This window comes from Labilithrix luteola (assembly GCF_001263205.1).
Lineage (GTDB): Bacteria > Myxococcota_A > Polyangia > Polyangiales > Polyangiaceae > Labilithrix > Labilithrix luteola.
This window is the reverse complement of the sequence record NZ_CP012333.1, coordinates 191,151-212,531: the sequence shown is the minus strand read 5'-3', so window position 1 is coordinate 212,531 and position 21,381 is coordinate 191,151. Positions and strand designations below refer to the sequence as shown.

General features: G+C 65.7%; 18 protein-coding genes. 12 read left to right on the top strand and 6 right to left on the bottom strand.

Features of this window, described 5'->3' with window-relative positions:
- Position 1: 1 nt before the first annotated feature.
- A complete protein-coding gene (locus AKJ09_RS01090) occupies positions 2-1,210 on the bottom strand; it encodes an esterase/lipase family protein (protein WP_146645260.1) in 1,209 nt (402 codons plus the stop codon).
- A gap of 4 nt (positions 1,211-1,214) precedes the next feature.
- A complete protein-coding gene (locus AKJ09_RS01085) occupies positions 1,215-1,514 on the bottom strand; it encodes a hypothetical protein (protein ID WP_146645258.1) in 300 nt (99 codons plus the stop codon).
- A gap of 486 nt (positions 1,515-2,000) precedes the next feature.
- On the opposite strand from AKJ09_RS01085, the gene AKJ09_RS01080 reads away from it, so the two are divergent.
- The 4 genes from AKJ09_RS01080 (at position 2,001) to AKJ09_RS01065 (ending at position 6,930) form a co-directional block, all read left to right on the top strand.
- Positions 2,001-3,134: an L-dopachrome tautomerase-related protein gene (locus tag AKJ09_RS01080; RefSeq protein ID WP_146655407.1), complete on the top strand. Its 1,134-nt coding sequence runs from the start codon at positions 2,001-2,003 to the stop codon at positions 3,132-3,134.
- A gap of 27 nt (positions 3,135-3,161) precedes the next feature.
- On the top strand, positions 3,162-4,361 hold the full coding sequence (locus AKJ09_RS01075; protein ID WP_169927153.1) for a GNAT family N-acetyltransferase: 1,200 nt from the start codon (positions 3,162-3,164) through the stop codon (positions 4,359-4,361).
- Positions 4,362-4,435: 74 nt separating this feature from the next.
- A complete protein-coding gene (locus AKJ09_RS01070; RefSeq protein ID WP_146645255.1) occupies positions 4,436-5,428 on the top strand; it encodes an RNA polymerase sigma factor in 993 nt (330 codons plus the stop codon).
- 143 nt (positions 5,429-5,571) lie between these two features.
- Complete coding sequence (locus AKJ09_RS01065) at positions 5,572-6,930, top strand: sensor histidine kinase (RefSeq protein WP_146645253.1); 1,359 nt, start codon at positions 5,572-5,574, stop codon at positions 6,928-6,930.
- A gap of 11 nt (positions 6,931-6,941) precedes the next feature.
- On the opposite strand, the gene AKJ09_RS01060 is transcribed toward AKJ09_RS01065, so the two are convergent.
- Positions 6,942-7,853 (bottom strand): LysR family transcriptional regulator, encoded by a 912-nt coding sequence (locus tag AKJ09_RS01060; RefSeq protein ID WP_240488366.1) that lies wholly within the window; start codon positions 7,851-7,853, stop codon positions 6,942-6,944.
- A gap of 154 nt (positions 7,854-8,007) precedes the next feature.
- On the opposite strand from AKJ09_RS01060, the gene AKJ09_RS01055 reads away from it, so the two are divergent.
- Complete coding sequence (locus AKJ09_RS01055) at positions 8,008-8,907, top strand: haloalkane dehalogenase (RefSeq protein WP_146645251.1); 900 nt, start codon at positions 8,008-8,010, stop codon at positions 8,905-8,907.
- 13 nt (positions 8,908-8,920) lie between these two features.
- Here the strand turns inward: AKJ09_RS01055 and AKJ09_RS01050 are convergent, their stop codons facing one another.
- Positions 8,921-9,607: a DUF2461 domain-containing protein gene (locus AKJ09_RS01050; RefSeq protein WP_146645249.1), complete on the bottom strand. Its 687-nt coding sequence runs from the start codon at positions 9,605-9,607 to the stop codon at positions 8,921-8,923.
- Between the two features lie 555 nt (positions 9,608-10,162).
- Between AKJ09_RS01050 and AKJ09_RS01045 the strand changes: the two genes are divergently transcribed.
- The 4 genes from AKJ09_RS01045 to AKJ09_RS01030 all read left to right on the top strand — a co-directional run bounded on the left by AKJ09_RS01045 (position 10,163) and on the right by AKJ09_RS01030 (position 14,117).
- Complete coding sequence (locus AKJ09_RS01045) at positions 10,163-11,206, top strand: PP2C family protein-serine/threonine phosphatase (protein WP_169927152.1); 1,044 nt, start codon at positions 10,163-10,165, stop codon at positions 11,204-11,206.
- Positions 11,207-11,292: 86 nt separating this feature from the next.
- Positions 11,293-11,727 (top strand): hypothetical protein, encoded by a 435-nt coding sequence (locus AKJ09_RS01040; RefSeq protein WP_146645244.1) that lies wholly within the window; start codon positions 11,293-11,295, stop codon positions 11,725-11,727.
- Positions 11,728-11,806: 79 nt separating this feature from the next.
- The gene (locus tag AKJ09_RS01035) at positions 11,807-12,544 is read left to right on the top strand and encodes a hypothetical protein (protein WP_146645242.1); all 738 of its coding nucleotides are present in this window, start codon (positions 11,807-11,809) and stop codon (positions 12,542-12,544) included.
- A gap of 46 nt (positions 12,545-12,590) precedes the next feature.
- Complete coding sequence (locus AKJ09_RS01030; RefSeq protein ID WP_146645240.1) at positions 12,591-14,117, top strand: fatty acyl-CoA synthetase; 1,527 nt, start codon at positions 12,591-12,593, stop codon at positions 14,115-14,117.
- A 45-nt stretch (positions 14,118-14,162) separates the two neighbouring features.
- On the opposite strand, the gene AKJ09_RS01025 is transcribed toward AKJ09_RS01030, so the two are convergent.
- Positions 14,163-15,200 (bottom strand): hypothetical protein, encoded by a 1,038-nt coding sequence (locus AKJ09_RS01025; protein WP_146645238.1) that lies wholly within the window; start codon positions 15,198-15,200, stop codon positions 14,163-14,165.
- A 157-nt stretch (positions 15,201-15,357) separates the two neighbouring features.
- On the opposite strand from AKJ09_RS01025, the gene AKJ09_RS01020 reads away from it, so the two are divergent.
- Positions 15,358-17,043, top strand: a complete 1,686-nt coding sequence (locus AKJ09_RS01020; protein WP_146645236.1) for a PPC domain-containing protein — start codon at positions 15,358-15,360, stop codon at positions 17,041-17,043.
- A 36-nt stretch (positions 17,044-17,079) separates the two neighbouring features.
- Here the strand turns inward: AKJ09_RS01020 and AKJ09_RS01015 are convergent, their stop codons facing one another.
- Positions 17,080-18,729 (bottom strand): acyl-CoA synthetase, encoded by a 1,650-nt coding sequence (locus AKJ09_RS01015; protein WP_146645234.1) that lies wholly within the window; start codon positions 18,727-18,729, stop codon positions 17,080-17,082.
- A 73-nt stretch (positions 18,730-18,802) separates the two neighbouring features.
- Here AKJ09_RS01015 and AKJ09_RS01010 point away from each other — a divergent pair, with 73 nt between their 5' ends.
- Together AKJ09_RS01010 and AKJ09_RS01005 are read left to right on the top strand one after the other, a co-directional pair.
- On the top strand, positions 18,803-20,446 hold the full coding sequence (locus tag AKJ09_RS01010) for a Na+/H+ antiporter (protein WP_146645232.1): 1,644 nt from the start codon (positions 18,803-18,805) through the stop codon (positions 20,444-20,446).
- A gap of 153 nt (positions 20,447-20,599) precedes the next feature.
- Complete coding sequence (locus AKJ09_RS01005) at positions 20,600-21,211, top strand: trimeric intracellular cation channel family protein (protein ID WP_146645230.1); 612 nt, start codon at positions 20,600-20,602, stop codon at positions 21,209-21,211.
- Positions 21,212-21,381 lie beyond the last annotated feature (170 nt).

Below are 21,381 nucleotides of genomic sequence, written 5' to 3'. Positions count from 1 at the left end.
ATTAGCCTCGATCACGATCAGCAGCGAGCCAGTCTCGGATTTTCTCGTAGACGACAGGACTGCTCAGAAGGTCGATATGGTTGGTTCCGAGCGCGATCCACTGGTGCTCGGCAGGAAAGTGGAGCGCGCGTTCGGCGTGTCTGCCGAGCGCACTGGCAACGGGCACCAGGCCGTCGCCGGGAAGTTGCTCGCGCATCTCGGTGGCCGCGGTGCCTGCGATTGCAAAGCAGGAAACGCGGGCGGGAAGCGCGAGCCCTCGGCGAGGATCGGCGCCGAGCTCGAAGCGCGGCTGGTCGAGCCAGTCTTCGTCGAGCACGTTGCCGTGGCGTAGGTCCGTCACTCCGGCGCTCCGGAGGCGACCGAGTTTCGCGATGGGCGCGCTGTATGCGCTGATCCCGAGGAGCACTTCGAACAGATTGCCTGCGCGCTCGAGTGGTGCGCCGTGATGGGGCGTTCCGAGGCTGACCAGGTTTCGGAGCTGGTCGACCCATGCGTGATTTTCGAGCGTGGCTACATGACACGCGCTGCGTGCGACGAGCCCCCCCATGCTGTGGGCGAGCAGCGTGATCTCGTCGATCGGAACGGGCCACGCCTTCACGAGGGATTCGAGCATGGCCGACAACGCCCGTCCGTTCGTGGAGACGTGCAGCCCACTGTTGTAGCGGACGTAAATGGGGGTGTACCCGAGGTCTCGCGCCAGCGCCGCGCCGTGATCGTGGCCGAGCCGGTTCCATCCGCGGTCGCTCATCGACGACCCGTGCACGAGCACGAGGATCTTCCCCGTCGCCTCCGGCAGCGCCTCGGAGAGCGCCTCGCGTTCGAGCGTCAGCGTGTGACCGCCGGCGCGAAGCTCCATGGAGATGGCGAGCGGATTCTTCGACTGCTCGAGATAGTCTCCGAGGACGCCGTTGAGGGCCGCTTGCACGGCATCGCGCTCGACCCCTGGCACACTCTCGCCGAGGACGGCCCCGAGTCGTTCGAGCGCGAAATCGAGACTCTCGCCCACGAGATTCGTGACGCCGCGCATGGGCGCGTAAAGGAGCTTCGTGAGCAGGCGGGCGGGGCGCTCGAGTGGTCGTCCGAGGATGGGCGGTCCGCTGGCGATCGTCTCGTGCATCTCGGCGACCGCTTGCGTCACACCGGTGACGGCCTCGATCGCGAGTTTGGTTACCCCGCGGAGGTCGTCGGCGTGGTTGCGCCGCGTCGCCATGGCGTCAACCGAGGAGCTCCGCGGTCGCTTCGTCGAGCTCGCGGCGGTCGTCGAACGCCTCGTCGTTCCCATCGTCGAGGTAAGCGCCTTCGAACGCGAGCTCCTCGGGACCTCGGGCGTGGCGGCCGCGCAGCTGAACGACGAACCAAGTGCCGAGCACCGAGGCGACCACGGGCACGCCGAGCCGCAAGCCGTTCATGGCGTCGATCGACGCGTTCACGGACGTGGTAACCGCGCTGCCGACCGACGCGCTCACCGACCTCACACGGTTCGAAACCGCTCCGCTCGTTTCGCGAAGAGTCATCGAAGCAATGGTCGTCCTGCTGCCCTCCGATGTCCAGTCGATCTCGGGCAAAATGCGCCACGAAATGCTTTAGCGCGAGCGCTGAGCATCCGTCGAAAACGTGAACATCGACACGTGCGCCTCCTCGCCGCCGATGGACCGATAGAAATCGAGCGCATGCGTATCGGCCTGGTCCGCCGGGAGCTTCGCGAGATGGCATCACCGAGTGGCTGGCTCGGCTCCTCGAAGACCTCCGTCATCATCGCGAACATCCGTCGAGCGAGGTCTTCGTCGCCTTTCCCCAGGCGTCTCACGTTCGTGTCGTGCTTCGTGAGGGCTGGTGAGTGTCGGTTGATCGCAGTGCACCGTGCAAGCGTGCGGGTTAAACCACGTGGCATGCGTTGCGTGTTCCCGGCTCGTACTTCGCTCTTCACGATTCTTGCGTGCATGGCGTGCGCCGGTTGCGAACGCAAAGAGCCGCCGCCCGCCCCGTCAACGTCACCGTCAATGGACGGCTCTGCCTCGGCGGCTGCTGCGTGCATCGGCGAGACGACGGACGCCGGGCTCCCGCAAGTCGCCCCTTACGGACGGCTCGAGTCCGTTGCCACGTTCGATGGCCCCATGCCGACAGGCGTTGCCGTCTCGGACGAGGGGCGCATTTTCGTCAATTTCCCGCGCTGGGGAGATCGCGTCGACTTCACCGTTGCGGAGCTTCGAGACGGAACGCCGGTCGCGTATCCGAATGCGGCGATGAATCCCAAAGACCCAAGCCCCACGGATACCGGATTCATCTCGGTCCAGAGCGTGGTCGTCGACGCCAAGAATCGACTTTGGGTGCTCGACACCGGAAGCCCCGAGTTCCGACCCAACAGTCCAGGCGGCCCCAAGCTCGTGGGAATCGACTTGAAGACGAATCAGCCCTTCGTGACCATCACGTACCCGACGAGCGTGGTGCTTCCGACATCGTATACGAACGACGTGCGATTCGATTTGCGCCGCGGAAAGTCTGGAATGGCGTTCATCACCGACTCGGCGCCGCACGGGGGAATCATCGTCGTCGATCTCGACTCGAAGCGCAGTTGGCGTCGGCTGCACAATCATCCCAGCACGCGCGCCGAGCCGAGCTTTCTCGGCATCGTCGAAGGACGTCCGCTCTATCGCGGCGCGCCGGGCAAGGAGCCCACGCGCCTCGCCGCGGGCTCCGACGGAATCGCCATCAGCGCAGACGGCAAACATCTCTACTACTCGGTGCTCGCGGGGCGTCATCTCTACCGCGTGAGTGTCGACGTGCTGGCGAACGAGAAGGCCACCGATGCCGAGGTCGCCGCGACCATCGAAGATCTCGGTGAGAAAGGCGCCTCGGATGGTCTCGAATCGGACGCCGAGGGGCGCGTCTATGCGACGAGCTACGAGGGCAATGCGATTCTGCGACGTGAGGCCGACGGCATGATGGCTCCGCTCGTCGCCGATGCTCGGTTGCTTTGGCCCGATACGCTCTCACTCGCGAAAGGTGGCTGGCTCTACGTCACCGCGAACCAGCTCCACCGGCAGGCTGCGTTCCGCAACGGTCACGACGATCGAACTCCGCCGTATTTGCTTTTCCGAATCCACGTCGACGGAACGCCCATTCGAATGCCCTAATCTCACGAATGGAATACGATGCCTGGCATGGTGGATTGGGTATTCGAGACCGCCGACGACGTTTCGCGCACGCGTCTCGGGGAGATTGCCGCGCACGGCTTTGGTTTTCGCGCGGAGGACTACCCGGAGTGGTTCGAGCGCGCCGGGCACGAGAACCTTCGGGTCCTCAAGCGCGGAGAGCATGTCGTCGCAGGATTGATGCAAATTCCCATGGGCCAGTTCTTCGGCGGTCGGTCGGTGCCCACGCTCGGCATCGCGGGCGTGGGCATCGCCGTGGAGGAGCGTGGTGCAGGCGTTGCGAAGGCGCTCATGCTCGCGACACTCCGCGAGGCGCGAGGGAAGGGGATCGCTCTCTCGACGCTCTACCCGGCGACGGTGCCGCTCTACCAGCGCGTCGGCTACGAACGCGCCGGCGCGCGGTATCGAATCGAGGTGGACCCGAAGTCGCTCGACGTCCAGCGACCGACGGACGTCGCCATCGTCGAGATTCCGGCAGCGAAGTCCGCGGCAGAGATCCCCGAAGAGATGCGTGTCCTCTACACGGAGTCGGCACGCGCCTCCGATGGCTACCTCGATCGCGGCCCCTATGTCTGGACGCGCGTGGTTTCGCCTCGGGGGCAGCTCCCCACCAAGACGTTCGGCGTGAGGGTCGCCGGTCGGCTCGACGGCTACGTGGTGCTCAGCCACAAGATGGAGGCTCCAGGCTCGAGCGTTTTCGTCACCGACCTCGCGGTGCGCTCGGGACGTGCGGCCCAGGCCATCCTGCGATTGCTCGGCGAGTATCGCTCGCTTGCCACGAAGGTGACCTGGTTCGGAGGCGCCGTCGACGTGTTCACGTCGCTGCTGCCCGAGTGCCAACACCACATCGTGCTGGAAGACTTCTTCATGCTGCGCGTCGTCGACGCGGAGCGAGCGCTCGCGACGCGGGGGTATCCGCGCGCCGTCAACACGCGCCTCGTCATCGAGCTCGACGATCGCTCGCTGCCGGAGAACAGCGGCGTCTACACGTTGGACGTGGAGCGAGGGGTGGCGAAGATCTCGCGCGGCGCGGCCCCCGATCTGCCGAGCGTTCGTCTCGGTGAACGAGGGCTAGCCACGCTTTTCACCGGCCATACGCCCGTCGAGACGCTCGCACACATCGGAGCTCTCGAGGGAGACGACGAAGCGCGTGCCCGCCTGGCAGCTCTTTTTGCCGGTCCCGCGCCGGTGACGCGCGACTTCTTCTGACCCGGCAAATGGCGCCCTGACGGAATTCGGATCGCTGTCGGTATCTTTTCGGCGATGGACTACGTTTCCAGGGCATGAATCCCCCGCAGGAGCTGCCGCGCTCGATCCAGAGCTCTTGGTACGTCTTCATGAAGAGCTTCTCGGAGCTCCGCCCGGACCTCTACCGTTACTGCCGGCACCTGACGCGCTCTCCGTGGGACGCGGAAGATCTCGCCCAGGATGCGCTCGCCCGCGCGTTCGTCACGCTGGGGCAGATGATGGGCGAGGCGCCCCCGAATCCGCGCGCTTGGCTTTTCCGCGTGGCCTCGAATTTGTGGATCGATCGCGTGCGTCGCGAGCGCCGCGAGCGCCCGCTCGAAGGCGACGTGAGCTCGGCGAGCTCGGCGATCGATCCGCGTGGGGCACGCGAGGCCGCGGGCACGTTGCTCGGCCAGCTGTCGCCGCAAGAGCGCGCCGCGGTCGTTCTCAAGGACGTCTTCGATCTCACGCTCGAAGAGACCGCCGAGACCCTCTCCACCACCGTGGGAGCCGTGAAGACCGCTCTGCACCGGGCGCGAGGCAAGCTCGTCGAGCGGGCGGCGGAAGAGGTGTCAGCCCCGGCGCCCGCCGTTCTCGACGCCTTCTGCGCGGCGTTCAACGCGGGGGACATCGATGGCTTGGCGAAGCTCCTCCTCGACACCGTGAGTGTCGAAGTCGTCGGTGCGACCACGCAATACGGCCCCGAGGCGGCCAAGCGCACGGTCCTCTTCGGTATGCTCTTCGGCGTCGAGCGCTTGGCCGACGGAGACCCGACGACCGGGATGGATGCGCGCTTCATCCAAGGGATCCTCGCCATCCCGCCGCGCGTGGAGGCACGTGCGTACCGAGGCGGCTGGGTGCTCCTTCACTGGTATACGCATCGCGACGGCGAGGCGGTTCGTGCGCTCACGCGTATCGACGTCGACGATGATCGCGTCGCTCATCTACAGAACTACTTCTTCACGCCGGATATGATCGCCGAGATCTGCAGCGAGCTCGGATTGCCGTCGCGTTCGAACGGCTACTCTTGGTGCGTTCCCAAGGCCTGACGATTCGGTATTCGGTATTCGTCACGCGCTGGTCTACGGTTGCGCCGTGACGCACGACGACGAATCGTGAAGATTGTTTTAGATGCGCGAAGAAGAGCCCGCCCGCGCTTGAAAGGGCGGGCTCGGAGCGGCAAGTTGAGCCGGTGCATCGTCCTTTCTCGCCGGCGAAGTGGCTGGCGTTCGTCGTACCGCTGGTGATTCTCGGATTCGTTGCGGCCCATATCTCGACAGTCACCGCGGCAGGCGACCTGCGCAGTCACCTGACTCGGATCAAGACCACGGGCATGCGCAGCCAGCGCTTGTCGAGCGTTCGAGGGAACCTCCACCGGATGGGGATGGCAGCTGGCCGAGCCGAGCGCGGCGAGCCTTTCGATCGTACCGAATACGACGCTGCTCGAGCCGCGGCCGAATTCGATTTGGCCCGGCTCCGCGAGCTCACCAGCGCCGACGAGACGGAGCAGCTCGCGCACGAGGACGAGGTTGCGCGCACGACCCGCCAAGCGGAGGTGGCGATCGAGCGCTCTGCGGCGCTGCTGGCGGCCGGCGACCTACGCGGCAGCCATGAGGCCTCTTCGCAGCCCATCGTTCACGCGGCGGACGCGAGCATCGAACGCCTGTCGGCTCTCCAGATGTCGGAGGCGGAAGAGGAGAGTCAGCGCGTCGACGACACCCATCGACGGCTTCGCCATCTCTCGCCGATGTTCGATGCCGCCGCCGCCGGTTTCGCGCTCTTGCTCCTCGGACTGGCCATCAAAGCCGCCCGTCAGCACGCGCGCCTGACGGAGGAGGCGAACCAGGTTGCCGAGCAGCGCGCCGCCGAGCTCGAGCTCTTCGCGGTGCGCGTTGCCCACGACTTGCGCAATCCGCTCGGCGGTCTCGCTTTGCGCACCGAGCTCGGGATCGAACGCTTTGCGAGCTCGGCGCCCTTTAAGGAAGAACTCCAGCGAACGAAGCGTGCGATCGACCGCATGAATCGCATCATCGACGGGCTCCTCACCTTCGCTCGCTCGGGAGGTCACCCGCAACCCGATGCATCAGCCGTCGTTTCGGAGGTCCTGGTCGACGTTGCGTCCGACTTCGTCACGGAAGCGGAGGTGGCGCACGTCGAGCTCGTGATCGAGCCGCCGCCCACGATGACCGTCGCATGTTCGGCAGGGCCACTCTCGAGCATCCTCGGTAATCTGATTCGAAATGCTCTCAAGTTCGTGGGCGATGGAACGAACGGCAATCGACGCGTCGTCGTACGTGCCTCGAGCACGGGGAATCGAAACGAAGCCGTGACGATCGAAGTCGAAGACACCGGCCCGGGCATTCCCGCGGGTATGGAAGAATCGATCTTCGACCCTTTCGTCCGCGCGCGCACGAGTGACGGAAAGCCCGGTCTCGGCCTCGGCCTCGCAACGGTCAAGCGCCTGGTCGAAGCCCATCACGGCCACATCACGGTTCGCCCCGGCCCGTCCGGTCGCGGAGCCTGCTTCGCGGTCGTCCTGCCCGTCGCGTAGCGCCGACGCCCTCACGGCGTCGATTCTCCGACCACGCGTCGTACGAGATCGCGGAAGGCTCGCGCGGCGGGATCGGCGTGCGTTCGTTCGTGCCAGCACATCGCGAGCTCGATGCCGTGGGCGGGCAGTGGGGCGGCGACCGCGCGGAGGCCGAGGCTCTTCCCCTTCGCCTCGAAGAGCGACGTGGGCAGCATCGTCACCAGATCCGTTCGTGCGACCACCTCGGCGGCCGTCGTGAACGTGGGCACGGTCATGACGATCGCACGAGCGATGCCCGCTTTCGCGAAGGTGGCGGCAAAGGCATCTCGGAAGTTCTTCCCCGGGACCATGTCGACCCGCACGTGACGCAGCTCTCCGAGCGCACGGCGCGACGGCTTCGCATCCAGGATCCGGTGTCCGCGCCGGGCGACGAGGACGCTTCGTTCCTGGAAGAGGCGCTGGGCGTGGAGGCCGGGGTCTTTCGAGGGAATGCCAACGTGGACGTCGACCTCCGCCGACGTCAGATCGCCCAAGGAGACCAACGCATCGATCCCGACGACCCGCAGGTGAGCAAGCGGCATCTCGTTCATCATCGCGCCTGCGAGCCGCGGAACCCACGTCACCTGTCCGACGTCCGCCACGGCGAGCGTGAACGTTCGCGTGCACGTCCGAGCGTCGAACGGCGCTGCGAGGAGTGCGCTTTCGAGCTCGCCGATCGCCTTCGCGATTCTCGGAGCGAGCTCGATCGCACGCGGCGTCGGAACGATGCCTCGGCCCTTGCGGGTCACGAGCGGGTCGCCGATCAGGTCGCGAAGCCGGGCGAGCGAGTTGCTCACAGCCGACGGTGTGACGTGGAGGCGGTCCGCTGCGCGCGCCACGTTGCGCTCGGCGAGCACCGTGTGCAGCACCACCATCAAGTTGAGGTCGACGTTCGTGATACTCACGGCTGGTGAGGTTATCCCTCACGAACCATCACTTCAATGAATGGCTCCGGCGACCCATGATGCAGGCATGCATCGAGCAGCGCTCGTCGCCGCCGCGTTCGTCGTGGCTTCTTTCGCTGGTTGTTCGTCATCCACCACGCCCCGGAGCTCAACCATGTCCACCGCATCTTCCTCGTCTGCGTCTCCTCGTCCTCTTCACCGCGTCGACGTTCTCGATTCGTTCATGACGTATCGCGACGTCGGCATCGGTTCGCCCGTCGTCTTCCTCCACGGCAACCCCACGTCGTCCTTCGTGTGGAGGAACGTCCTGCCGACCGTCGCGAGCCACGGCCGGCGCTGCCTGGCGCCCGACCTCATCGGCATGGGCGACTCCGGCAAGCCGGAGATCGGTTATCGCTTCGAGGACCACGCGCGCTACCTCGACGCTTGGTTCGCCGCGCTCGATCTCCGCGAGGTGGTGCTCGTCGGCTACGACTGGGGCGGCATCCTCGCGCTCGACTGGGCGCGCCGTCATCCCGATCGCGTTCGTGGCGTCGCCGTGTTCGAGACGTTCCTCCAGCCGATGCATTGGAGCGAGTATCCGCCGCAAGGCGCCGAGCTCTTTCGTGCCCTTCGCACGCCGGGCGTCGGCGAGAAAATGGTGCTCGAGGAGAACGGGTTTCTCCCGAAGTCCCTCGGCAACGGTGTGAAGACCGGCCTCTCCGAGGACGCGCGTGCGGCCTACTACGCCCCGTACCCCACGCCCGCGTCGCGAAGGCCGCTACTCCAGTGGCCGCGCGAGCTGCCGATCGACGACGAGCCTGCCGACGTCACGGCGCTCGTCGTGCGCAACGGCGAGTGGCTACAGAAGACTCCCGCACTTCCGAAGCTGCTTCTCACCTTCGACGGCAAGGGGCTCAGCAATGCTCCTTCGGTCGTCGAATGGGCGCAGCGGACGATGCCGAACCTCGACGTGGTTCCGCTTGGCGCGGCCGGTCACCACGCGCCGGAGGATGCGCCGCGAGCCATTGCCGATGCGATCGCCTCATGGCTCGAACGACACGGGCGAAGCTGACGGTCGCTCGGCCTCAGGCCGTCGCGAACACGAGCCACTCGACGAACGGCGCGGCCGCCTTGCATCCATCGGCCAGCCTTTTCGTGAGCTTCGACGAGGTGAGGATGCCTTTGGGTAGCGCGGGAAACATCACGACCAGACCCTTGCGTCGAATCAGATCCTCGCGCGGATGGTCGGGCTCGTACCCCTTTGGAACACGTTTGACGCTTTCGTACGACCGTGCGGGGAAGCCCTTCTTGTCGAGCTTGGCGAGGAGCTTCTCGAGCTCCTTGCCCCGCGCATTGTCGTCGATGGCGGCACGGTAACGAGCGAGCGACTCGGGCCCCATCATGTAGTGGCCCGCTGCGGCGAAGGTCTCCGTTGCACCCACTTGGAAGTAGAGCGCCATCGGTACGTCGGTGACCGACTTGCCGGTCCGCTGCAGTGGGATCACGCCGCCGATGTTCGTCTTGTATGGGGACTTGTCCTTCGAGAAGCGGACGTCGCGGAAGATGCGGAACACCTTCGGCTCGCCGAGATCACAATGGGCGAAGCTTCGATCGATGGCGTCGCGAACCTCGCCGAGCAAGAGCTTCATCGGCGCGTTCCAGCCTTCTTCGAATTCTTGCTTGTGCGCCGCGAACCATTCGCGGTCGTTGTGCTTGGCGAGCGCCTTGAAAAACTTGCCGCCCGCGTCGGCGAATCCATCGAATTTCGACATCGCCGGCAGTCTACTCCGGCGACCACTTGCACGGACCGTGGATTTCGGGGCCCACGATGGGCGAGAGCCCCGAAATCCACGGTCCTTTGCACAAGTCTGTCGCGATCTCCGTTTCACTCTTCAATCCGCGCAACGGGGGTGCGCTGAAAGCGCCATGTGGTCGAATCGTCACCAACGTGAAACGACACGTGGCGCGCGGCGGGGACATCGCGCGATCGACGCGCGATTGACGCCCCGCTTGACGCGTCACGCCTACTCACGAGATCGAGTGATTGCGCTTCCCGACCTCGCGAGTTCCGGTAGTCTGAGACCACCTCTCGCGCGATGGATAGTCAAACTCTACTCCTCGTTGTGCTGGTCGCTGCCGTTGGCGTGATTGCGTACTTGATGGGGGAGAGACGGGCGCTTCTGCGCGCGAAGGCGGAGCACGAACGGGAGCGCGGAGCTGCTTCGCGGGAACTTTCCCGAGACGTGTCGTCCTCGTCGTCCTCGTCGTCCTCGTCTTCGCGCGCACCCGAAGTTGCGCCGAAAGCGTCGAGCCGCAAGGCCGAAGCGGTGTCCGTCGCGGCTCAGGACGATCCTCCGCCGAGCAAGCCTGCGCCTCCCTCGGACGCGAAGGCGCCCACGGTCGCTGCATCGAGCTTCAGCGGCGTTCCGAAGTTGAATCCTGACGACGAAGACGATGACGTCGAGCCGACGATGGTCGGCCGTGGCGCCAGCGCGCCGCCGATGCGTCGGGTCATCGTCAAAGCACCCCTCATTCAGATTCCGTTCGACGATCTCGCCACGACCGACAAGCCAGCGCAGGCCGACGCGCTCTTTCTCGTCCATGCGACGGCGCAGACGGACAAGGGGCTTCGTCGCAAGAAGAACGAGGACAGCCTCGGCGTGCTCGAGGGCAGCAACCTCTTCGTCGTCGCCGACGGCATGGGCGGCTACGCGGGGGGCGAACAGGCGAGCAAGCTCACGGTACAGACCATCCTCGACGCCTTCCGCACGCGGACGTTCGAGGGCGAGGCCCACGAAGGCGCGCCGGCGGAGGCGAGTGAGCTCGGTCGCTCGATCCAGATGGCGAACGCGACTGTCCTCGAAGAGGCACAGAAAGATCATGCGCTCGCCGGAATGGGCACCACCGTTTGCGCGGCGATGTTCTCGCCGAACAAGCGACGCTGCTACGTCGGTCACGTCGGAGACAGCCGCTGCTATCGATTGCGCGACGGCGTGTTCAAGCAGATGACCGCCGATCACACGATGGCGGAGCTCGGCGTGAAGGGGCCCGAATCCCAGGCGTTGAGCCGCGCCGTCGGCATCTGGCCCACGGTGAACATCGATATCGTCGCGGCGATTCCCCAGGCCGGCGACGTCTATCTCCTCTGCTCGGACGGTCTGACGAAGATGCTGTCCGACGACATCATCGCCAACGTCCTCCGCAACGAAGAAGATCCGAAGGTCGCGGTCGAACGGCTCATCTTCTTCGCGAATTCGCGCGGCGGGAAAGACAACATCACCGTCATCCTGATTCGTGTCGTCCCCACCGACTGGCGGCCCGAGCCCTTCCGTCCGGCAAGCGTCAGGCCGGCTGAGCCCGACGAGTCCTGACCGCCTGATTCGGTCGAGGGACCACCTACTGTAGGCCCCTACCGTTTGCTCGTCGCCGGGCCTGTCGTTACGCTTCCCGACGCGCCGTGAAGTGGCAAGACTCCCTCGCCGAGCTCTACGAGGGCCCCCGCATGACGGGCCGACTCTGGGTCATGGCGCCCGGTGTCATCGCCACGCGCGTCGTCGGCCACGTCGATGCGTCGGCCGTTCGTTGGTACACGAGCCGTGTCGACCGCATGCTGCTCGACGGTCGGACGATCCAGACGTTCCACGATTGGAGCGGCATCGATTCGTTCGACTCGGACGTGCGCGGTCCTTACCGAGCGTGGGCCGAACGCCACGTGCAGCTCGTCAAACCCCCGCACTTCTTGATTCGGTCGAAGATTCTCGCGATGGCGATCAGCGCGACGGCCCTCGTGCTCAGTCACGGTCTCGTGGCTCACACGGAACGGAGGGAGTTCGAAGAAGCGCTCCAAGACGCAATCTTCGCGGCACGCACGACGGAATCGATCCGTCCCTGAACACGCCGAAGCGCTCGCTGGACCTTTCGTCACGGGAAGGAGACGGGCCGACTCCGCTTCCGGCGCGTAAGGTGGCTCGGTGCGCTCGATCCTTTTTCCTTCGATGCTCTTGGCCTTGGCTCCCTTCCCAATCGGGGGCGCGATCGGGGGCGCGGTGGCGCTCGCGTCCGCCTTCGTGACCGGATGTTCCGGCGACAGTGCGAACGGAGCGATTCCGAGCTCCGATGGTGGCGGTAGCACCACCGACGAGCGCGACGACGACCGAACGACGCCGTCGAAAGACTCGGGCTCGTCGACGGGGAAAGACGGGAGCAGCTCGGACCTCGATGCGGGAACGGACGCCGCCGATGCCGCCGATGCGGCCGTCGATTGTCCGACCGCGCCCGCCGCGCCGGACGTGGACGGCCCCAACAAGTGCGGAGCGCTCGATTTCGGTCTTCCCCCTGCGAAGTTCCAACCCGTGAAAGACGATGCGGGGCTCAACGGCGGCACCCTTCCACCAGGCATCTACGACACGGTCGTCGCGGAGCGTGCCACCGGGACGAAGGGCTCGTGGCAGGAGACGATCGTGCTCGCCAACAACGGGCGCTTCACGCGCACGCGGCAGATCGATCCCGGAACGGGCAACCTCGGGGTCCTCTCGTACGGCTCCGGCACGTATTCGGTATCCGGCAATCAGCTCACGATGACCGATGATTGCAGCTCGACCGATCAGCGCCGCAGCACGCTTCCCTACAACGTCGTAACGGACGAATGCGGGCTTCCGATGCTGCAATACAGCTTCACCGGCTTTCGTCTCACGATGAAGCGACGTTGAGCAGCGAGGGCTTCGCGAGGCGCTATGCTGTCGCCCGGAGACCCGCATGAACCTGACCAACCGCAGCACGGTCGGCGATCTCGTGACGCGCAGCGCGCGTCGTGTCCCCGGCGCACATGCACTCCGCTTCGAGGACCGCTCGTGGACCTACCGCGAGCTCGACCGCGCGAGTACGCGCGTGGCCCACGCGCTGCTCGGTTTGGGCCTGAAAAAAGGCGATCGCGTCGCGGCGTTCGGAAAGAACTCCGACGCCTACATCCTCTTGTGGCTCGGCGTGGTGAAGGCCGGCCTCATCCACGTGCCGGTCAACTTCGCGCTCTCGGGGCGTGAGCTCGCTTACATCCTCGAGCAGTCGGGCGCCCGGGCCGTGTTCGCCGATCGGGCGCTCCAGCCTGCGATCGCGAGCTCTGGCGTTTCTCCGGAGTTCGTCGGCACGTTGCGCGATGGGGCAGGGGAGCGAGACGTTCTTGCGTGGGCCAAGGCCGAAGGTCCGGTCGCGCCTCTCGAGGTCGACATCGCCGACCACGACGTCGCGCAGCTGCTCTACACGTCGGGCACCACGAGCGAGCCCAAGGGCGCCATTCTCACGCATCGCGCGCTCGTGCATCACTATGCGTCGTCGGCCATGGCGCTCGATGCGCGTGCCTCCGAACGCCAGCTCCACGCGCTGCCGCTCTATCACTCGGCGCAGATGCACGTCTTCATGATGCCGTCGCTCATGCTCGGCGCACCGAACTGGCTCCTCGAGACGCCCGACCCGACGCGCGTTCTCGAAGCGATGGCGGCGAACGAGATCGACGCCTTCTTCGCGGCGCCCACGGTGTGGATCGCGCTGCTCGCGCTCATCGAGATAGAACCTTCGCGTGCGTGCAAATTGCGAAAAGCGTATTACGGCGCGTCGATCATGCCGACGCCCGTGCTGCAGAAGCTTCGTGCGCTTCTTCCGGGCCTCGGTTTCTACAATTGCTTCGGTCAATCGGAGATTGGTCCGCTCGCGACCGTCCTCAGGCCCGAAGAGCACGAAGCGCGTCCGGCGTCGGCAGGGCGGGCGATTCCGTTCGTCGACATGCGCGTCGTCGACGACGACATGAACGACGTTGCTCCGGGCGAGGTTGGCGAAGTCGTGTATCGCTCGCCCCAGCTTTGCCTCGGTTACTGGGAGAAGCCCGAGGAGACGAGGGCCGCGTTCGAAGGCGGATGGTTCCACTCCGGCGACCTCGCGCGCATCGACGCCGAGGGCTACATCACCATCGTCGACCGCAAGAAGGACGTCATCAAGACGGGCGGCGTCGTCGTGTCTTCGCGTGAGATCGAAGAGGCGCTCTTCACCCATCCCTCCGTTCGCGAGGTCGCGGTCATCCCCGTGCCCGACGCGAAATGGATCGAAGCTGTGACCGCCGTGGTGGTGCTACGCGACGGAGCCGTTGCCGACGAAGCCGTCCTCATCGAGCACGCACGGTCGAACCTCGCTCCCTTCAAGGTCCCCAAGCGCGTTCACTTCGTCGAGGCCCTCCCCAAGAACACGGCGGGCAAGCTCCTGAAGCGCGAGCTCAAGGTTCGCTTCTCTTCGTAGCGTCCGTAGCGCGCGGAGGCCTCCGGCTCGGGCGCACCGTCGCGATCACTCCGCGGGCTCGGGGATCGAGACGGCCAAGAGCGCCGTCGCGCCGAACTGCGCGGTACGATCGGCGGGAACGATTGCGCACTCGAGCCGCTGGCAGTGCTCGGAATAGACCGTGCCGCGGAACTGGACGACGTCGACAGGTGGTGCCGGGACATCCTCGTCCTCGTCGACGAGCCGAGTCCACGCGAGCTCCTCGAGCCACGGGGCGTCGTCGAGGGCCTTCGCATCGAACGTGGTGCAGCACTGAGCCGCCAGGAGAACGAGAGTCGTGATGTCGAAGTAGAGCGTTCGCTCCTCGTCGGACAGGTCGTCGAGATCGATGGCCGACAGGGTGGCACCGACGTTCGGGAGGAGGTTTGCGGGATTGATCGAAGGCGACCACCCAGGCTCTGCCACCCGCGCGATCTCGGCGGAGGTGTGATCGAGGATGACGTCGGGCGCGTTCAGCGCGCGCAGCTCTTCGAGGCGCAGGCGTCCTTGGGCGAGCGTGTTCTCCGCGATTCGTCGATGCGCGGCGCGGTCGAACGCCGGCCGCCGTCGAAGCAGAAAGTCGCAGAGTCGCGGGAGGGGGAGGCTCCCTGCGAGCGTCGAATCCTGCGTTCCGGCCTGAACGCGGGCGATGAGCTCGATGGCCACGCGATGTTCCCTGCGGAGGTCTTCTCGCAGCACCTCGCCGAGCTCGCGAACGGCCTCGAGATCGGCCGGGAATACATGGCTCCCGTACGGGAAGACACGGACGGGTAGGCCATTCCAAATCGCGAGCTCTCCCGCCGACATCGTCATGATGCGATTTCCAACGAGATCCTTCGCGACGTCAACGTCGGTCAGGTCACTGTCGGTCGGGTCTCGGTCACTGTCGGTCAGGTCACTGTCGGTCAGGTCACTGTCGGTCAGGTCACTGTCGGTCGGGTCTCGGTCACTGTCGGTCAGGTCACTGTCGGTCGGGTCACTGTCGGTCGGGTCTCGGTCACTGTCGGTCAGGTCTCGGTCCGCGGGGCGGCCGTCGCGTTTTGCGATGGATGCGAGGCGATCCAAATCGGAGCCCCAGGGGCGTCGCGCGGCGGCTCCCAGTCCGTGACGAGAGAATCACGATCGCCGAGAAATCAGGCAGGTCTGTGTCATGTGAGCAAGAGTCTTACATTGGCGCGGTCGTTGCTGAGCAGGGGCAAGTCCTCCACCCGGAGCTCGCCCCATGCCGCGTCTTCTGTCTTCAGGTCGTCCCCGTGTCGCCTTCACGTTCGCGCCGCTGCTCGCTGGCATCGTCACGCTGGTCGCTTGCACCTCGGAGGCCGACCACGACGACACGGACGTCGGCGAGGGCGCGTTCAGCAGCAACCAAGCCACGCTTCTGGACTTCGACTTCGACGGCGAGCTCGTGACCGCGTCGAGCTGGAACGACAACCAGACGATCCAAGATCAGCTGCTCTACACGATCGGTCACCTCAACGCCGACAAGAGCGTCGGGCGCCTCGACAACCTCGTGCTCTCGAACGTGCGGCGCTCCACCGAGGCGGGCGGCAAGATCAAGATCACCTACCACGCGAAGCTGCCCGTCGCGTGGGGCCGCAAGACGAACCTGCCCTCGACCTATTCGTTCACGTTGCCGCGCGACGTGAGTACGAGCGGTGTGACCGCCTTCACCGATGCGCACAAGACCTCGTGCGTCGATTGGGGCGCGCACGACGTCGACAGCGGCAGCATGTGGTACTACTTCCGGCCGCGCAACAGCGGTTGCTCCTTCGCCCCGGGCGAGGTGATCACCACCACCGCGACGGCGACCCGGTCGACCCAGAACACGACGGGCAAATATCCCGAGTACCACAAGGTCTGGGAAGACAATGCCCTCGAGGTCGTGGCCATCTTCGGCAAATTCGAAGATGGCGCGACGTCCCCGTCGGACGCGGGAATCAGCGCATACAATTCGTTCGTCGCCAGCATGGCGCGCGAGCTTGCCGGCTTCAGCGTGGTCACGACGCCCGCGACCATTCCGGCATCGCCCGGTGTCAGCGCCCCGGACATCCAGTTCGACGCGACGCTCGCTGACGGCAAGAAGGTGAAGGTCACGGCGCTTCTCGTCGACAACATCGCCTCGACGCCGCGCAGCTTCGACGTTCGCTACGAAGCTCTTTCGCCGACGGCCGACGTCATTGCCTACAACGGCCATGCCGGGCTCGGTCAGAACGTACGCGCGTTGGCGCGCAAGGGCCGATTCGTCAGCGGCAAATACCAAATCATCTTCATGAACGGCTGTGACACGTTCGCCTACGTCGACGGGTCGCTCGCGCAAACGCGCGCCGCGCTCAATCCCGACGACCCCACGGGCACGAAGTACATGGAGTTCGTGACGAACGCGATGCCGTCGTTCTTCCAGTCGATGTCCAACGCATCGACGACGCTCTTCAAGGGCTTGCTCTCGTACTCGGCACCGAAGACGTACGACAAGATCTTCGAAGGCATCGATACCCGCGAGGTCGTGCTCGTCACGGGCGAAGAGGACAACGTGTTCACGCCGGGCATGCCGATCGGCAGCAATGGCACGGGCGGCGTCGATGGCGGCGCGGGCGATGGTGGAAGCGGTGCCACCGGTACGTTCACGCCCTTCGAGGAGAGCGGCACTCTCGCGAAGAACGAGAGCAAGAGCTACGTCTACGACGTTCCCGCGGGCACCTACAAAGTCGATCTCTCTGGCACGGGAGACGCCGACCTCTACGTCCGTAAAGATCAGGCGGCGACCAAATCGCTGTACGACTGCAGGCCGTACAAGGCCGGGTCGGTGGAGAGCTGCTCGGTGACGTTCGCGACGGCCGGCAAGCTCCACGTGATGGTCAACGGCTATGCCGCCCAATCGACCTACACCGTGAAGGGCAGCAAGCCCTAACCGAACCGAGAACGAATCCGTCAGGCGAGCCGAGGCTCACACGTCGATGGCAGTGGCCGAACCGACGCGTTTGCGGAGCTCGAATTTCTGGATTTTGCCTGTCGAGGTACGAGGTAGTTCGCCGAAGACGACGGCACGTGGCGCCTTGAAGGGGGCCAGGTGTCGTCGGCAATGCGCAATCAGCTCTTCGGCGGTCGCCGAAGTTCCCACGCGAAGCTCGACGAAGGCGCAGGGCGTCTCTCCCCACTTGGGATCGGGCTTCGCGACGACGGCAGCAGCCAGAACGGCGGGGTGACGGTAGAGGGCATCTTCGACCTCGAGACTCGAGATGTTCTCTCCGCCGGAGATGATGATGTCTTTGCTGCGATCCTTGATTTTGACGTAGCCGTCGGGCTGCAGAACGCCGAGGTCGCCGGTGTGAAACCAGCCGCCCGCGAACGCCTCTTCGGTGGCCCTGGGATTCTTCAAATAGCCTTTCATCGTGACGTTTCCGCGGAACATCACTTCGCCCATCGTCTCCCCGTCGGCGGGGACGACGGTCATCGTCTCCGGATCCAGCACGGAGATGGCGCCCTGCAGGTGATAGCGGACGCCCTGGCGTGCGTTCTGTTGGGCGCGGTCCACCAGCGAGAGCTCGGACCAGGCCTCCTGTTTCTCGCAAACGGCAGCGGGCCCGTAGGTCTCCGTCAGCCCGTACACGTGCGTGAGCTCGAACCCGAGGCTCTCCATTCCTTCGATGAGGGCAGCCGGTGGCGCTGCTCCGGCGACCATGGCGTGGACGCGATGCTCGATGCCGGCCTTCGTCTCGGCGGGCGCATTCACGAGAAGACCGTGGACGATCGGCGCACCGCAATAGTGTGTGACGCGATGGTCGCGAATGGCGGCGAAGATGGCATTCGCTTCCACCTTGCGCAGGCAGACGTTCACGCCGGCGCGTGCTGCAACCGTCCAGGGAAAGCACCAGCCGTTGCAGTGGAACATCGGTAGCGTCCACAGGTAGACGGGGTGCTTCGGCATGTCCCATTCGAGGGCATTCGAAACGGCATTCAGATAGGCGCCGCGGTGATGGTAGACGACGCCCTTGGGATTGCCCGTCGTGCCCGAGGTGTAGTTGAGCGAAATGGCATCCCACTCGTCGAACGATCGCTCGCCTGCATTCCAGACGAAGTCGGGTTCTCCCTCGGCGAGCAAGGCCTCGTATTCGATCGTGCCGATACGGCGGCCCGGCCCTTGGTACTCCGGATCGTCCACGTCGACGACGAGGAGCGACAAGCCCTGGCGGGCGATGGCGCGCTCCACCACCTCCGATAGCTCGCGGTCGACCAGCACGACTTGGGCCTCGGCGTGGGCGAGCATGAAGCCCACGGACTCGTCGTCGAGGCGCGTGTTGAGCGTGTTGAGGACGGCGCCGGCCATCGGCACACCGAAGTGGACCTCGACCATCGCCGGCACGTTCGGGAGCATCACGGCCACCGTGTCGCCGCGACGCACACCCCGCTTCACGAGCGCGCTCGCGAGCCTTCGGGAGCGCTCGTGCGTCTCGGCCCACGTTCGGCGGATCGAGCCGTGGACGATGGCGACCCGGTTCGGGTGCACGTCGGCGGCGCGTTCGAGAAACGCAATCGGCGTCAGCTGTTCGTAGTTCGCCGGCGTCTTGGGAAGCCCGAGATCGTACGGAGAGGCCATGCCTCTAGGCTACGCTCCCGCCGGGCGTGCGTCGCCACAACCTGTTGCGATGTGAAGACATCGAACACGGGCCGTGCATACCGTCTCGCTTTCACTGATTCTTCTCGCCGTGGTCGCGCTCACGAACGGATTCGTGCGCGCGATCCCCGTGCCGCTGCCGTTGTTGCAGATCTTCGCCGGGGCGCTCCTGGCCTGGCCCATCGGCATGCATGTCGAGCTCGAGCCGGAGCTCTTCCTTTTGCTCTTCATCCCGCCACTCCTCTTCGTGGACGGTTGGCGAATTCCGAAACGCGATTTTCGGCGGTTCCGCCGGACGATCCTGCTCATGGCCTTCGGACTCGTGATCTTCACGGTGTTCGGCCTCGGCCTTCTCGCGCATGCGTTCGTTCCGTCGCTCCCGCTGCCGTTCGCGTTTGCGCTCGCCAGCGCGCTTTCGCCGACCGACGCGGTGGCCGTGGCAGGAATTACGGGGCGCGCGCGGGTGCCGCGAGCCTTGATGCATATTTTGCAGGGCGAAGCGCTCATGAACGACGCATCGGGCCTCGTCTGCCTACGCGTCGCGATTGCCGCGATCGCCACGGGAACCTTCTCGCTCGTGAGTGCGAGCACCTCGCTCGTGGTGGTCGCGGTTGGGGGCGTTGCGATTGGAACGGCGGCCGCGTGGGTGTTCGCGCGCGCGCAGCGTTTCGTGTTCGGAGCGAGTGACGACGCACCCGAAGGACGCATCTTGCTCGTCCTCGTTCTTCCGTATGTTGCGTATCTCGTTGCCGAGCACGTGCACTGCTCGGGCATTCTCGCGGCGGCCGCGGCCGGTATGGTTCTTCCGAGGCTCGGAATCTTCGAGGTGGGCGAGCGCGTGGCGCGTCGTCAGACGATGACGGTGCTCGGCGCACTCGAGCTCGCGTTGAACGGTCTCGTCTTCGTGCTCCTCGGCTTGCAGTTGCCGGAGATCGCCGTGCACGGTCCGTCGGTCATCGCTTCGGCAGGATTGAGCGGACGTCAGGCCGCCGTCCTCGTGTTCGTGATCGGTGCTGGTCTCTTCGCACTTCGGTTCGCGTGGGTCTGGGTTTCGATGCGGGTCACGCTCTATCGCCGTGCGACGCGGGGAGCTCCCGTCGTGAAGATTCCGCTCCGCTTGCTCGTCGCCACCGCGCTCGCTGGAGTGCGTGGTGCCGTATCCCTCGCAGCCGCGCTCACGATCCCCGCGGTGATGACGACGGCGCACGGCGAGTATCCTGCGCGCGCCGTCGGCGTGTATCTGGCCGCGGCGGTCATCGTCATGTCCCTTCTCGCCGGAAGCATCGGGCTGCCGCTCGTCTTGCGTGGCATCGAGCTTCCCGAGGACACGTCGAAGCACGCCGCCGACCTCGCAAACCTGCGCGCGATGCTCGCCGAGGCAGCGATATCGGCCTTGGAGCGTGAGCGGGAAGCGCGCGAGGTGGCGTCATCGGAGCATCCCGAACAGATGGCCGAGGCCGTGGCCTTGATTCTCGACCACTATCGAACGCGGGTGGGCGAACAGGACCATGCCGAGGTCGCCCGTGAGGCTTTGCTCCGTGACCTTCGCCTCGTGGGCCTCGGGGCCGAGCGCGCGCGACTCCAGACGCTCTGGGAGAAGCGCGAAGTCGATGACGTCTTGTATCGCGAGGCGCTCCACGGACTCGACGTCACCGAAGAGGCGCTTGCCGGTAGGCCCGCGCACGGAGCCCACGGCTAGCGACGCGTGCTACGGTCGCGCTCGCTCCATCGCCTCGAAATCGTCGCCGGGCGTGGTGCCGGCGTGTTCTACGATGCGCGCGTGGCTCCGGCGCCTGTTCCAAGTCCCGACGCAACCGGGCAGATTCTCAAAGGCCCATCTCCGAAAAGCGCCATGGGGCGCCTGCTCGTCGCCCTCGACCTCCTCGGCATCTTCGTGTTCGCCATCGAGGGGGCGATGGCTGGCAAGGCTGGGCAGTTCGACATCCTTGGCGTCCTGGTGCTCTCGTTCGCGACGTCGCTCGGTGGCGGCATCGTTCGTGACTTGCTCATCGGGTGTCGTCCGGTCGCCGCCGTCAGCGATTGGCGTTACGCCTCGGTTGCGTTCACCGGCGGCGCGCTCGTCTTCATGATGCAGGCGTATCTCGGGCACATCCCCAGCACGCTGCTCGTGGTGCTCGATGCGCTCGGCCTCGCGCTCTGCGCCGTGGCCGGGGCGGAGAAGGCGCTGGCGTTCGGGATCCATCCCACCATCGCAGTTCTCATGGGCGCTATCACGGGCGTCGGTGGCGGGTGCGTGCGCGATATGCTCATGAGCCGTTCGCCCGCCGTTCTTCATCGCGACATCTACGCCGTTGCGGCCATCTTCGGCGCGGCGGTGATGATCGCCGGGCAGCGTCGCCTCGGACTCAAGCCGTCCTTGGCGAGCTTCGCGGGCGGCCTGGCCTGCTTCGGTCTTCGTCTCGTCGCGGTGTGGCGCGACTGGCAGCTTCCGCAGCTTGGCTGACGACGTGCGTTCGTGAATCGCGAATCGTCCTTCGCGACGAGGGCCATGGCCTGAGTGGGAAGGGAACGCGCGGGAACCTCTTTGCCACCGCGCTCTGGAAATCGTTGTCCCTCCGTGCGCGCGATTGGGGATTTCGGCGCCGAATGTAGGCGACCGAGCGGCGGCGATCG